This window comes from Pedobacter sp. AW31-3R (assembly GCF_052180285.1).
GTDB lineage: Bacteria > Bacteroidota > Bacteroidia > Sphingobacteriales > Sphingobacteriaceae > Pedobacter.
In genome coordinates, this window is the sequence record NZ_CP197475.1 from 2,400,333 (window position 1) to 2,413,818 (window position 13,486).

11 protein-coding genes are annotated in these 13,486 nt (G+C 41.4%); 6 read left to right on the plus strand and 5 right to left on the minus strand.

Annotated elements, in window-relative coordinates:
• Positions 1–22 precede the first annotated feature (22 nt).
• The 6 genes from ACSBL2_RS09805 to ACSBL2_RS09830 all read left to right on the plus strand — a co-directional run bounded on the left by ACSBL2_RS09805 (position 23) and on the right by ACSBL2_RS09830 (position 8,852).
• Positions 23–601, plus strand: a complete 579-nt coding sequence (locus tag ACSBL2_RS09805; RefSeq protein ID WP_442591512.1) for an RNA polymerase sigma factor — start codon at positions 23–25, stop codon at positions 599–601.
• An 87-nt stretch (positions 602–688) separates the two neighbouring features.
• Positions 689–1,825 (plus strand): FecR family protein, encoded by a 1,137-nt coding sequence (locus tag ACSBL2_RS09810; RefSeq protein ID WP_442591513.1) that lies wholly within the window; start codon positions 689–691, stop codon positions 1,823–1,825.
• Positions 1,826–1,943: 118 nt separating this feature from the next.
• Entirely contained in the window at positions 1,944–5,222 is a 3,279-nt protein-coding gene (locus tag ACSBL2_RS09815; protein WP_442591514.1) for a SusC/RagA family TonB-linked outer membrane protein, read from the plus strand.
• A 13-nt stretch (positions 5,223–5,235) separates the two neighbouring features.
• Entirely contained in the window at positions 5,236–6,615 is a 1,380-nt protein-coding gene (locus ACSBL2_RS09820) for a RagB/SusD family nutrient uptake outer membrane protein (protein ID WP_442591515.1), read from the plus strand.
• A gap of 4 nt (positions 6,616–6,619) precedes the next feature.
• A complete protein-coding gene (locus tag ACSBL2_RS09825) occupies positions 6,620–7,783 on the plus strand; it encodes a redoxin domain-containing protein (protein ID WP_442591516.1) in 1,164 nt (387 codons plus the stop codon).
• 298 nt (positions 7,784–8,081) lie between these two features.
• Complete coding sequence (locus ACSBL2_RS09830) at positions 8,082–8,852, plus strand: sce7726 family protein (protein WP_442591517.1); 771 nt, start codon at positions 8,082–8,084, stop codon at positions 8,850–8,852.
• Here ACSBL2_RS09830 and ACSBL2_RS09835 read toward each other — a convergent pair.
• The 5 genes from ACSBL2_RS09835 to ACSBL2_RS09855 form a co-directional block, all read right to left on the minus strand.
• Positions 8,849–9,970 (minus strand): beta family protein, encoded by a 1,122-nt coding sequence (locus ACSBL2_RS09835; protein WP_442591518.1) that lies wholly within the window; start codon positions 9,968–9,970, stop codon positions 8,849–8,851. The two genes, ACSBL2_RS09830 and ACSBL2_RS09835, sit on opposite strands and share 4 nt — an antisense overlap.
• Before the next feature lie 7 nt (positions 9,971–9,977).
• Positions 9,978–11,087 carry a HigA family addiction module antitoxin gene (locus tag ACSBL2_RS09840; RefSeq protein WP_442591519.1) on the minus strand — a complete coding sequence of 370 codons (1,110 nt, stop codon included), beginning with the start codon at positions 11,085–11,087 and terminating at the stop codon, positions 9,978–9,980.
• A gap of 17 nt (positions 11,088–11,104) precedes the next feature.
• Complete coding sequence (locus ACSBL2_RS09845; RefSeq protein ID WP_442591520.1) at positions 11,105–11,437, minus strand: killer suppression protein HigA; 333 nt, start codon at positions 11,435–11,437, stop codon at positions 11,105–11,107.
• Between the two features lie 190 nt (positions 11,438–11,627).
• The gene (locus ACSBL2_RS09850; RefSeq protein ID WP_442591521.1) at positions 11,628–11,849 is read right to left on the minus strand and encodes an SOS response-associated peptidase family protein; all 222 of its coding nucleotides are present in this window, start codon (positions 11,847–11,849) and stop codon (positions 11,628–11,630) included.
• 254 nt (positions 11,850–12,103) lie between these two features.
• Positions 12,104–13,486: a RagB/SusD family nutrient uptake outer membrane protein gene (locus ACSBL2_RS09855; protein ID WP_442591522.1), complete on the minus strand. Its 1,383-nt coding sequence runs from the start codon at positions 13,484–13,486 to the stop codon at positions 12,104–12,106.

Here is a 13,486-nt window from a genome sequence, read left to right on the forward strand (position 1 = left end):
TTAGGAGTCGCATATAATCTCGATGGTATCTTACAATAAACTTTCTGATCAGGATTTATCCATTCTTCTGGCAGAAGGTGATGAAGCTGCTTTTAAGGAAATTTATAACAGATATAAAGCTGTGTTATATGTACACGCTTACAACAGGCTCCGCAATGCTGAGGAGGTACATGACATCATCCACGAACTTTTTGCTACACTTTGGAATAAAAAGGGAACTCTTGAGTTTAAAAATAGTCTTTCGGGGTATCTATATACCTCCATCAGAAATAGGATCCTGGATTTCATCTCCCATCAGAAAGTAGAATCGGCCTACATTTCCGGATTTCAGGATTTTATAAACCGCAGTGAGTCTACAACAGACCATCTGGTACGGCAAAAAGATTTGTCGACCTTAATAGAGGCAGAAATATCTCTCCTGCCTTTAAAAATGCGCGAAGTATTTGAAATGAGTAGAAAACAGCATCTTTCTCATCGTGAAATTGCTGAAGAATTGCATTTGTCAGAAAAAACAGTTAAAAAACATATCAACAATGCCTTGAAAATATTACGCACAAGGCTTGGTGTGGTTGTTTATCTCTGTTTTCTCTTCAATAAGTAAATATTTTATAAATATTTCTTTTTTACTTACGCCCTAGCCTCTGCTTACCCGTCTTAACTATAGAATTAGATAAATCTAAACTATTCAATGAAATCACAGGCAAAGGAATTATTGCAGAAATATCAGTCTGCTTTATGTACACAGGAGGAGAAAGCAATTGTTGAATTTTACTATCAGCAATGGCAGCCGGTTACGGCGTATGATTTACCGGAGGAAGAACTACAGGCAGGTTTGGCTAAACTCGACCTGGCAATCAATAAATTGGTCAGCGTACGGCCACGTAGCCATACATTTTGGACTAAAGTTACTTCTGCCGCTGCTATTTTAATTATTGCAGGAGCCGGAGCATTCTTCTATTTGAAAAATAACAACACACCAGGTGGAATAACATATGCCACAGACATTGCCGCCGGATCCAATAAAGCAACGCTAACCCTATCTGATGGGAGGAAAATTAATCTTGATCAGGACAACAATAGTGAAATACCTACACAGGATGGATCAATCCTAAAAAAAGCAAATGGTCAACTTGTATATGACTTATCCCATTTATCATCGAAGGGTCCGGAAAAGTTAAAACAAGGGGAAGGCATAAATACTGTGCAAACGCCTTTGGGTGGACAGTATGAGGTGATTTTGTCAGATGGAACGCATGTCTGGCTAAATGCGGGCTCTTCTATAAGCTATCCGGTTGCTTTTAATGACAAAGTACGCAGTGTTCATATCAGGGGTGAAGTCTACTTTGAAGTAGCGAAGAATAAAAACAAACCTTTTATCGTACACGGAGGAAATCAAACCGTACAAGTGCTTGGCACCCATTTTAATATCAATTCCTATACGGATGAAGAAGCGGTTAAAACGACCTTGCTGGAAGGTATGGTCAAAATCAGCGTATCAGGTACCAGTGCTACCCTCATTCCGGGACAGCAGGCGCAGCTTGTCCAAAATAAGCGTATTTCGGTACTTTCAGTAAACACAGATGAAGTCGTTTCCTGGAAAAATGGTGAATTCTTTTTCAGGGATGAAAGCTTCAGGGCTAACATGCGCAAAATTGCGCGATGGTATAACGTAGATATAGATTACGATGCCTCTGCTCCGCAGAACCTGCCCCTTGGAGGATGGATATCAAGAAGTAAAAATATTTCCGAAGTGCTCAAAATGATGGAGGCGACAGGATATGTCCATTTTAAACTAGAAGGAAGGAGGATTACAGTGACTAAATAAATACACGTCCTGTAATGCAAGGAAAAAGCCAGAAGTGCGGAAACACTACTGGCCGGTATCCCGGCATTACGTTAATAAAATTTGCGATTGCATTAACCTTAAAACCAAGACTTAACAAATGTATAAAATTTATACCAGGAAAAATGGTGTACTGTATGAGTATGCCCGTAAGATTCTATTAATTATGCGTATTACCGCCATCCTTTTATTTATGACGATGATGCAGGTCAGTGCCAGTACCTATGGGCAGCGGATCACCATCAATAAGCGTAATGCTTCCCTGGAAGCTGTGTTTAAAGAAATCCGGAAGCAGAGTGGCTATGATTTTCTCTTTAACAGGGAGTTGTTAAAGGAGGCCTCGCCAGTGAATATCCGTCTGACCAATGCCAGTCTGGAAGAGGTGCTGAAAAGCTGCCTGTCTGGTCAGGCGCTGGAGTATGTAATAGGAAATCATTCGGTCATCATTAGAGCGAAAGAAAAGGGACTGCTCGATAGAGTAAGGGGCTTCCTGCAGATCGCTGTGATCAAAGGAAAAGTACTGAATGAAAGTGGCATCCCCCTGGCTGGTGCAACTATTAAAATTATAGGAACAAACCTTAGCGTAAATACCAATGCAGACGGTGAATTTATCATTAGTGGAAATACCGGAATGACAAAACTGAGTATCTCTTTTCTGGGATATGAAACAAGGATCATTAATGCCCAGGGTGATCTGGGAAATATAGTTTTGCAGGTTGTAACCGCGGAATTGCAGGAGGTGAAAATTTCTAAAGGCTATTATGAAACTACACAAAAACTGAATACCGGCTCGGTGGTGAAAGTTACGGCCGAAGAAATTGCAAGGCAGCCTTTAGCTAATCCCCTGCAAACACTGGAAGGCCTTGTTCCGGGAATGTTTATCAGACAGTCGTCCGGTATGGCGGGATCTGCAACCGGGGTGATTATCCGTGGAAGGAATTCACTGAACCCCGGGTCTTCTACCATACCTTTTTATGTGGTGGATGGGGTTCCTTTTAATGGTGCGCCGCTGGATCAGCAGATCGGGGCAGGAGCGGCACTGATAGGTGGACAGGCCAATGGTAGTACCGACCCTTTCAGTATGATCAACCCACAGGATATTGAAAGTATTACTATCCTTAAAGATGCAGATGCGACGGCTATATATGGCTCAAGAGGTGCAAATGGTGTGGTACTGATCACCACCAAGAAAGGGCTGAAAGGTAAGTCTACGCTTAATTTAAATGTATCACGGGGATTTGGTAAGGTGACCAATATGATGGAGCGGGTCTCCACAGCGCAACACCAGGCTATCCGCAGACAGGCTTTTATCAATGACGGGCGTACACCGACTGCAGCATTGTTGCCTGACCTTGTGTTATGGGATCCATCAAATCAAACTGATTATCAGAAGATGGTTATTGGAAATACCGCAGAGGTGACTGAAGCTACAGGTTCATTTTCCGGAGGGAATGAAACCACTACCTTTTTATTTAGTGGTACTTACCGTGATGAAGGAAGTGTGATCATGGGCGACTATGCTTACAAAAGGGGAAGTGTAAATATGAAGGTTAACCACACTTCAGAAGATGGTAAGCTGAAAGTAGATTTTAGCACGAACTATGCGCTTGGCAAAAATAATATGCCAGCATCTGACCTGACGACACTGGCACTGCAACTTCCTTCTCATTATCCAACATATAATGCAGATGGCAGCCTGTACTGGTTTTCATCTTTAAGCAATCCGGTGGGTGTTTTAAAAAGAAGGTATGATGTGGATAATAGCAATCTTTTTATAAATGGCGGACTGAGTTATGCTATTTTGCACAATTTAAATTTCAAATTAAGAGTAGGCCATAATTCGATTACACAGGACCAGCGACAGCTTTATCCCGCATCTTCTTCTAATCCGGTATTCAACAATGTATCCTCGGGATTGTACGCGAGCAATAACACGAAAAGTTATATTGCGGAGCCGCAAATAGATTACCATACCAAAATATGGAAGGGTAAACTGAATGCGATATTGGGCGGTAGCTGGCAGCATACCCTGTCAAAAATGCCGTATTTTGTACAGGCCTCAGGATTTTCTTCTGAAGGGTTGATGGATAGCTATGCCAGTGCGGGTACGCTCACTAATAGAACGATGGGCTCGGAGTACAAATATGTTTCCTTATTCGGGATCCTTAACTATAATATCAGCGATAAGTATATACTGAATGGTACTTTCCGCAGGGATGGTTCCTCACGCTTCGGCCCTAACCGGAAATTCGGGAATTTCGGCTCTGTAGGTGCTGCATGGATTCTTTCTGAAGAGCGCTTTATTAAAGATTTGAATATATTCAGTCTGGCGAAAATAAGAGGCAGTTATGGAATTACGGGTAGTGATCAAACAGATAATTATACCTATATGGATACTTATTCCTCAACGTTTGCACCGTACAATTCCAATGCTGGCCTTATTTCTACAAGGGTAGCCAATCCCTCTTTTAGTTGGGAAGAAAACAGAAAGATGGAAGTTGCGACTGAACTTGGCTTTTTCAATGACAGGCTGAATTTAAACGTATCTTATTATCGCAACCGTTCCAGTAATATGATAGGCTCAGTCCCTCTGGCTCCACAGACTGGCTTTGGCTCCTATATTGCCAATGTAAATGGTCTGGTACAAAACAGTGGTGTCGAACTTGAATTGAGAGGAACTCCTTTGAAAACAAACGAGCTGACCTGGAATGTGTTTTTTAATATCACCAAAGCAAAGAACAAACTGCTGAAATTTCCTACTGGCCTGGCCAGCAATTATAATACTAATTACATTGAAGGGGAGCCACTGAACCTGATTAGGGTGTATGAACTAACGGGGTTTGAAGATGGTGCAGCTCAATTTAAGGACAGGAATAATGATGGCAGGATCAGTGGTGGACTTTTAAATGATCAGATTGTCGCGGGCACTACGGATCCAAACTTTTATGGTGGTTTATCGAATAGCTTTAGGTATAAAAACCTGCAGTTAGATGTGCTGGTTAACTTTGTGAAACAAAAAGGTACCGCGGTAACCAGTTTACCTGGTCTGCTAGGCAGCACTACCGCTGATATTCTTGACAGTCAGTTTAAACCTACATCATTGGCTTCTTCTGCTTCTTACACCTCATACAATAACTATTATCTGTCTTCTGATGCCAGGATCGTGGATGCGTCTTTTATTCGCTTAAGAAATGTGTCTGTTTCCTATAATTTACCGGAAAGGTTTACGAAGACAATCAAGGTAAAGAATGCGAGAATATATGGCCTGGGACAAAATCTGGCTACAATAACCCCTTATAAAGGCTTTGATCCTGAAACACAGGGGATCACGCTGCCGCCTTTGAAAATGTTTACCCTTGGAATTCAATGTTCATTCTGATAAAATTGAAACGATGATGAAATTTAATATAAAACACATTTTGCTGCTTCTCAGCCTGATCACCGGGTTATCTGCCTGTGAGAAAATGGTTGATGTAGACCCGCCGGTTAATCAGTTGGTGTCTGCAAGTATATTTACCGATTCTTTAACTGCACAGGCTGCTATGAATGGAATCTATAGCTTAATGTATAACGGCAGTGGCCAGCTGGTGCAAAATGCATTTAGTGCGAATACTACATTTTTACCGGCAAAATTAGCTGATGAAATTTATATCCCTACCTCTTCAAGTGATGAGTTTATTTTGAACAGCCTGAGTGTATCCAGTGGACCTGTAACTACGATGTGGTCTGATGCTTACCGATTAGTTTATAATGTGAACAGTTTGCTTGAAGGAGTGCAGGGTTCTTCTCTTTCTCCAACCCTCAAAGCACATTTAACCGCAGAAGCGAAATTCCTGAGGGCCTTTATCTATTTCACCATGGTGAACAATTTTGGTGATGTGCCACTGGTGACCACGACTAACGTTGAGGTCAATAATATCATGGAAAGAACACCCTCCGCTACGGTACATGCACAAATCATTGCCGATCTTAAGGAGGCGCAATTTGGTTTGGCAGCAAGTTACTCCTGGTCGCAAAATAACCGGACCCGGGCAAATCAGGGTGCTGCAACAGCACTTCTGGCGAGGGTTTATTTATATATGGAAAACTGGGCAGGCGCCGAAGCGGAAGCTACACAGGTAATTAATCAGTCAATATACAGGCTATCGGATGACCTGAAAACTGTTTTCCTGAAAGCGAGTACTGAAGCAATATGGCAGTTTTCAGCGAACCAGAACGGGTATACCTTTATTGGTAATATTTTATTGCCAAACGGGGACATCGCCCCACAGAATGTACTGACACCGGAGCTGATGGATGCTTTTGAAGATAACGATAAAAGACGTACAGAATGGGTCAGGGTCTATTCTTCTGAAACAGCAACCTTTCCTTATGCCTATAAGTATACCACCAAAACCCCAGGCGCCAATACAGAGAATGATGTGGTATTGAGGCTTGCCGAACAATACCTTATCCGTGCAGAGGCGCGTGCGCAACTGAATAATTTTTCGGGATCCGCGTCAGACTTAAATGTTGTACGTGAACGTGCCGGACTGCCAGAGACTACTGCCAGCACGCGGGAAACCCTTTTAACTGTCATCGCTCAGGAGCGTCGGGTAGAGCTTTTCCTGGAATGGGGCCATCGCTGGTTCGATCTGAAAAGAACAGGACAAGCTACAGCTATTTTATCTGTCGTAAAAGGAACGGCATGGCAGCCAACAGATGTGCTGTTGCCCATTCCGGAATCATCCATTCTTATCAACCCTAATTTAACGCAAAATGATGGTTATTAACCCAGTGAGAATTATAATACTTACTCTTCTTGTTTTCCCTTCCCTGCTTTTTGCACAAGCAGGGAACAATAAGGCTATGCGTAAGCAAGCAACAGATCATACAGCTGTTCCTGATGAAGCATCTGCTAATAGGCCAGCGCATGTTAACGCCGGAAATTATACGATTAAGGCAGATATCGGTACTTTAGGTGCGCCTGCTTTAGCCTATCTGAATTATGTTTCCGGTGCTGAATCCTTTTTAGATTCAGTACCCATTGTTCAGGGGAAGTTTGAATTTAAAGGGCTGATAACAGATCCGTTAAAGGCAAATATCCTGATTAGTCCGGAAGGTAACAGAAAAACGTTTGCCACTAAAAATGTGATCCCTTTGTATCTTCAATCCGGGATGATCAAGATCCGGGCAACAGACGAGCCCATGTTTGCTGTGATCAGCGGAACTCCATTGAATGAGGTGAATGCTGAATTTTCTGCATTGCTGAAACCTTTAAAATTAAAGCTTCAGGCTGCTCAGGAGCAATCAGACAATGTTGCTAAAGAGGTTGGCAGAGAACAGCAGGAGCTGACGAGAAAATTCATTGCCAATCATCCTGATTCTGAGGTAAGCCTGGATCTGATTTATACTTATGCTGGAAGAAATCCATCTGTAGATACGCTGGAGTGGTATTACAAAAAGCTGTCGACACGAGTTCAACATAGCAAGCCGGGAAAGAATTTTGCGATAAAAATCGATGCCATGAGGCAGACGAATATTGGTGCGATGGCACCTGTTTTTACGCAGAATGATACAGCAGGACATCCAATTTCTTTAAAAGACTTCAGAGGGAAATATGTGCTGATCGATTTTTGGGCGAGCTGGTGTATGCCTTGCAGGGCTGAAAACCCTCATGTTGTTGCGGCTTACAAACAATTTAAAGATAAAGGATTTACTGTCCTAGGTGTTTCGTTAGACAGCGAACAAGGAAAGCAAGCCTGGTTAAAAGCAATTAAAGACGATGGCTTGACCTGGACACAGCTTGCAGATCTGCAGGCATGGAACAATTCCGCGGCAAAAATGTATGATGTAAAATCTATCCCGCAAAATTTTCTAATAGCACCGGATGGAAGGATCCTGGCGAAAAATCTTCGTGGGGAAGAATTGATCCGGACACTTTTAGCTTTACTAAAGTAGTTTTATATATCTTTTGAACTTGATTCCATTATTCCTGAGATTAGGTGTAAACAAGGCAGCCATTAAATTAAGATTTAATGGCTGCTTTTGTATTTCAGTGATGGAAGAGGTATTGGAGCTTGATCTTTAACATGTTGGAAACAGCATCTGTATAATTTATGGTATGATAACAAAAGATAGAATGGTTTTGATCAATGTTCTTGGAGACTAATATGGATACAGCAACCACTTGTCACATTATGAACATTATTTCCATTAGTTAAGTATTTTGCCTAATTTTCGCGGCCATCAGAGCACTATGAAATTTACTGATCAGACTATTATCGATGCTAAACTTGTCAAAGAAGTTGTAAAGAGTTATAACACGTTGGACTATAGCCCTCGATTGAAAGAATTACTGCGGATGATTTTCCCCGGCGATAGTTTCAACGGATTGTGTAAGCTGGATTTGCATCGGATGATGAATGAGCTCGTCGTTCGGTCATATGGAGGAGAACAAGTGGTCAAGTACGCTTTATTTAAGGCCTTCAAAAATAAAAATGTGGTCGGCGCCTATGAGATCAAGGTTAAGAGCAGCAGGGTGGACTTTTTAACGATAAATGGTCATACTACGAGTTTTGAAATTAAGTCTAACCTTGATAATTTAGATAAGCTAGCTAAGCAGTCTGCCGATTATTCATCGGCATTTGAATTTAACAATGTCGTAATTGATGAAAGGCACTTGAAAAAGTGCTTGGCTATGATCCCCGAACAATTTGGCATCATTACCGTTGACAGCAACGAACATCATTTTTTGCGCAAGCCGAAGATGAGCAAGCACCTTGATCCTATTGCCCAGTTGGCTCTGATGACAAAAAAGGAATTAGTGCAGAATTTTGGTCTGGTTATTATAGAAGATATTTTAAAGAGCAATAATTCTGAGACCATAAATGATCTTTTTAAAGTCGCTCTAAAAGATCGATATAGGAGTCGGTGGGAATTTATTGTCGAACATTCCGTTGATATTCTTCCAATTGATATTCAATTTTTCTTCAATAAGAATATAAAACCAGCCCAAATTTATACCTAAAATAGGAAATAACCAGAGTCAATTTTGGTTTTAATACAATGCAAATAGTGTTCCATAGATATTCTTTTGAATTTGCCTTGATTTTTTCCGCTTTCCACTTTATCCCGAATATTTTCTAGCATTTTCCAGCCTTTGTTTTGTGGACTAAGGAAATCCAATCGGGAGCCTTGCATCCTTGCGGCAGCGTCTGAATGAAGTACTGCAGGAACGATGATGGTCTCAAAGTCAATTAGTTCCCTTTCTCTTGAACCTTTGTAACCATAGAAATCATTATCTACTGCATCATAAAATATGAAACCGGGGCTTATACCTCCTCCGCCTTCTAAAGGGTCTTTTTTTATACCGCCATAATCAGCAAAGCTGTGTGCACCAAGTTTATCAAAATGATTCATCAGGCTGTTGTCTACTATTTCAATTTTATGCCCATGATTTAGCTCAAAGTTTTTTATCGTGTTGAAGATGGAATTGCGTAACAGTACAATATGACATTTGTCAAAAGTTTTCAGATAATTTAGCATAAACTGAATAGTTAACAGATCATCCGGATCAGACAAGTTATAATTTTCCAGGTCTACAATCAAAAAGTCCTGGGACTGCACTAATGCAATAATTTGGTTAATGTCGTTTCGAAAGGTAAGTTCGGATGTCCTAAAAGCGAGTATCGGATAAACCTCCCGCAAATCTGCTGCTTGTAACCTGATAGAGTTGGGTTCACCAGTTAGTTGAGCATAGGTGCTTATTACTGGGATGATTTTATCACGTAGGGGTTGGAGGCTTAAAAGGTAATCGGTACGAACTGCTCTATTGGCCACAACTCCGCGTAAGAATTCCAAGACTTCCTTTTTCATTTTTCGGGATTGTTTCAAATGAACAGGTAGATCGACGAATATTTTTTCGCTTTTAATGCTATTCAGTGTTGGCAAATAGGTCTCGTGGAAGTGCTTTGGTTTCCTGATAGTTTTTGTTTTACCTGGTTTTGGCTTCGGCGGAAGTCTTTCAAATTCCTTGAAGATCTCCACATAGGGAAAAATATCCCCGCCAAAATCAAAGGTAGTAAGTACCTTTTTTTCCTCTTGGCGTAATCGTAAAATAGGAATGTAAGTAGGTATGCTCATCATTGTTTTTTTAAATTGATAAGTGTTCTATGAAATAATCAAGATTGATTTTTACTTTTAAATCTACACCAAAAAAATGCGGCACTTTATTTAAGTTTTGAAGACGTCCTATGACAATTGCTGGGTGAGTGCCATAAGTTCTTGCGATCCGTCGAACAACTTTTTCGTCAATTTTTTCGTCAATAATCTCCTCTAAGAAAGAATCGGGCAACAACCAGTCCCGAGCAAATTCGTTTGCTTCTTTTTCTTTGTCTGCATCATTTTCGATACCCTCAAATTCTTCAATGAAGATATCCTTCTTGCCATGAAGCAAAATATGTGCGGCCTCATGATAAAAAGTAAACCAAAAATGATCGTTTGTCTTATAGCGGTCAGTGATCTGTATCAGTGGTATCCCGCCAACCCAACGAGCCGCACCGCTAATTGGTGCTTTAGGCAGGCTATGGGAATATACGACTGCTACACCGGCCTGCTGACACATCGACTTTAACACAGATGGATAATCTTCCGGCTGAGATTCGACAACTGGTTTTAATTTTTCCAACAGGCTTTTGAATATATCTTTTTTAAACTCAGGATAATGTTTATCCCTAAGTTGTAATTCTCCTATTCTCAGCCAGGCGGCCATACTGCCCATTAATGTTCTCTGTGCAGGACTTTTCCTAAAGCTGGTTTGTGCATAGTTCTGGATATAAATATTTTCCCATTGTAATGGCGAAGCCACACCATAAAATTTTAGACATTCTTCAACCATTTCCGTTCCTACCTTTTTACTTTTCAGGTACCCAAATTTTTGGAGTTCTTTGATCGGCTGTTCTTTTAGCCAGTCAATGTATTGCTCCAGAAATTCCTCCTGTTCAATTCTTGCCAATTTCTCGCGGTAGTGCATTTCCCTGTTCAGCCAAAATTGCATATCAATGCCAAGCACCTTTTCGAGTTGCAAGGCTGTGTTTACTGTAACAGGGGCTTTACCTGAAATTATATCGTTTACTTTCGCAGGTGTCTTTCCTATCCGCTCTGCTAATTCTGCTTGGCTCATTTTTAGAAATTCTATGGTTTCTAAAATGGTGTCACCAGGTTTGGTTAACATTTCTCTTTCTATTTTAATATTGCTGCTCATGTCTGTGTTGTTAGGGATTAATGGTAGTCTTTGGTTTCTATAATCCTTATGTCTGTCACTTTTATTGTTTCGATTCCACCAGTATCTTTTTCTGGTATAGGATCATGGTTAATATCAAAAATCATACGATGGTTTGCTGATATGTCTAGTGCCCATTCGCCTCTCATATCACCGGACAATGGGTGACAGTTCGCGGCAGGGAGTTGCATTAGTACTTTGAGGTTTGGAGATGATTCAATGTCGTCCAGCCTCATTTGTACTTTTTTTGCCATTACACCATAAGCCTTCTTTATTTCAGACAAGGAACTAAGCTTTTTTTTTATCTTATTTGAACCGTAACTAATGTCCATATCGTTTAATTTTGTTACCTAATTTCGGTAAGTATATTATCAAAGGTACGTTAGTTTTGGATATTTGTCAAATTATTAATGAGTTATGGTGTTGTGATGCCTTTCGTTCAGATGGAACTCGTATGGTTCTCGATCAATTCGCTCAGCAATTGTATAGCTATTGCATCATTTTGCACTGTAAATTTTCCTATTACAAACTATTTAATGGCGACATCAATTCCGGGACATTATTCACTTTCTTATTCACCACGGTAGAATTAACAGCTGTAGATACCCTGAAGGCCTTTATCTTTTCATCCGGATATGAATCACAAAGACCAAGCAAATCCGAAACCCCAATATCTCTGCTCAACCATAAACTTTCTTCCTGTTTATCCAGAATCACCGGCATCCTGAATTTTGGATCATGCACTTTTCCGACGGTTTACTTACCACAATGAATAATGTAAAAAATGCACTAAAGGGTGTCCATAAATTAGGGCTTGTAGCCGTACTGATCACAGCTGGCCTGCTAATGGGTTTCAAGGCTTCTGAAAACAAATTTGTCAACAAGAAATGGGGATACATACCATCCAATCCCCTGGGTTCCCAATATGTAGATGTAACCGGACAAATGCAATCCGGAGACCAGGGTGACGGACAATACCGTTGCGATGAAAGTAACCATCACCTTAAATTTTGTTCAATTCCACTGTCATCAATTTCATTTTGTGGTATCGGAAGCACATATTTCCTATCATTGGGCTGCAGCAGGTATTCCCTGTTATAAGCATTTCTTTTTAGGGTAACAGCGAACCGCACATCCTGGTTTAACCTTTTCAGATCAGCCCACCTGGTTGTTCTGGTAACCAGTTCTTTTCTACGCTCCGCAAGGATCTGCTTCAACGCATCTTCGCTGCCTGAAGCGGTAAAGGTTGGAAAAGGCACCTTATTGTTCCATCGTTTTTCCATCAGTAAATTCAGGTCTTCCATTGCCCCATTAACATCGGCAGCTCTTGCGCGGCATTCCGCACGGATCAGGTAAAGTTCATCATTGGCCAGTCCGGTAAAGATGGTACTGGATCCGCTGTAGTTCCCTTTGAAGGTCATGATTCCATTGCCCCTGTCCCGTAAAAAAACACCTTTCCTTAAATCATTAGGATGGTAAAGGCCAACCAGGTCTGAAGCAATACTTACCGTTGCTGAAGCTGCGAAGGAATAGGCGATCATGTATTGGGAAAAGATAATCTCCGTACTTCCGTTCTGGTAGCTGATGGGTCGTGTAGAGGTTGCGGACAGTTTATTGTAATCCAGCAATGCAGGAGAAATTTCGATGCATTTATCGGCATAGGATAGCGCCTTGGGGTAATCAGCCATGGAGAGATAAATACGTGACAGCAATGCCCATACGGCCAATTGGCTCGGGCGGGTCAGATAGTTTTCCTGTTTTAAGGGCAACAGCCCTTCTGCTCTGCCCAAATCGTTAATGACCTGATCGTAAACCTGTTTTTGTGTTCCCCTGCCCGGCCTTTCATTGACATCTGAACTGAGTTTTACAGGGATACCCAAAGACGTTCCTGCCGTTGCCGCATGGTAAGGTTCGGTAAATTCATCAGCCAGTTGATACAGCGCATAAGACCTGTAGAAAAGCGCGCTGCCCTTTATCTGGTTCCATTCCTTCCCATTGCCAGCTGTCACTGCAATCTTTTCAAGGCCGTCAAGGACAACATTCGCATAAAAAATAGTCTGGTAAGGCCGGTCCCAGTCCGGTGCATTATTGCCTTCATAAATGTCATCTGCCCACAGATAGGCATTCCTTTCGGCGGCCAGAACCAGTGGCGCTAAATTCGCTGTACTTATTTCATAATCATCGGTAGATAAGCCCTGCAATCCTGAATTGCGGTTCATCACATTGGTATTGTCAAGCAATGCCCACATATCGGTCAAGGTTGTCGGCACAAGCAAGCTCTGGTCGGGTTTAATGGCCAGGTAATCCTTTTTGCAGGAGAAGGGGACAAGCACCATTCCGTAGCTGAGCACCGTCAGCAGTGTTCTGTATAAAATTTTCAT

Excerpts from the sequence above, each read along its gene's own strand:
- ACSBL2_RS09815 (WP_442591514.1), top strand. The coding sequence starts at position 1,944 with ATGTATAAAATTTATACCAGGAAAAATGGTGTACTGTATGAGTATGCC.
- ACSBL2_RS09845 (WP_442591520.1), bottom strand. The coding sequence starts at position 11,437 with ATGGACATTAGTTACGGTTCAAATAAGATAAAAAAAAAGCTTAGTTCC.
- ACSBL2_RS09810 (WP_442591513.1), top strand. The coding sequence starts at position 689 with ATGAAATCACAGGCAAAGGAATTATTGCAGAAATATCAGTCTGCTTTA.
- ACSBL2_RS09855 (WP_442591522.1), bottom strand. The coding sequence starts at position 13,486 with ATGAAAATTTTATACAGAACACTGCTGACGGTGCTCAGCTACGGAATG.
- ACSBL2_RS09840 (WP_442591519.1), bottom strand. The coding sequence starts at position 11,087 with ATGAGCAGCAATATTAAAATAGAAAGAGAAATGTTAACCAAACCTGGT.
- ACSBL2_RS09805 (WP_442591512.1), top strand. The coding sequence starts at position 23 with ATGGTATCTTACAATAAACTTTCTGATCAGGATTTATCCATTCTTCTG.
- ACSBL2_RS09835 (WP_442591518.1), bottom strand. The coding sequence starts at position 9,970 with ATGATGAGCATACCTACTTACATTCCTATTTTACGATTACGCCAAGAG.
- ACSBL2_RS09830 (WP_442591517.1), top strand. The coding sequence starts at position 8,082 with ATGAAATTTACTGATCAGACTATTATCGATGCTAAACTTGTCAAAGAA.
- ACSBL2_RS09820 (WP_442591515.1), top strand. The coding sequence starts at position 5,236 with ATGATGAAATTTAATATAAAACACATTTTGCTGCTTCTCAGCCTGATC.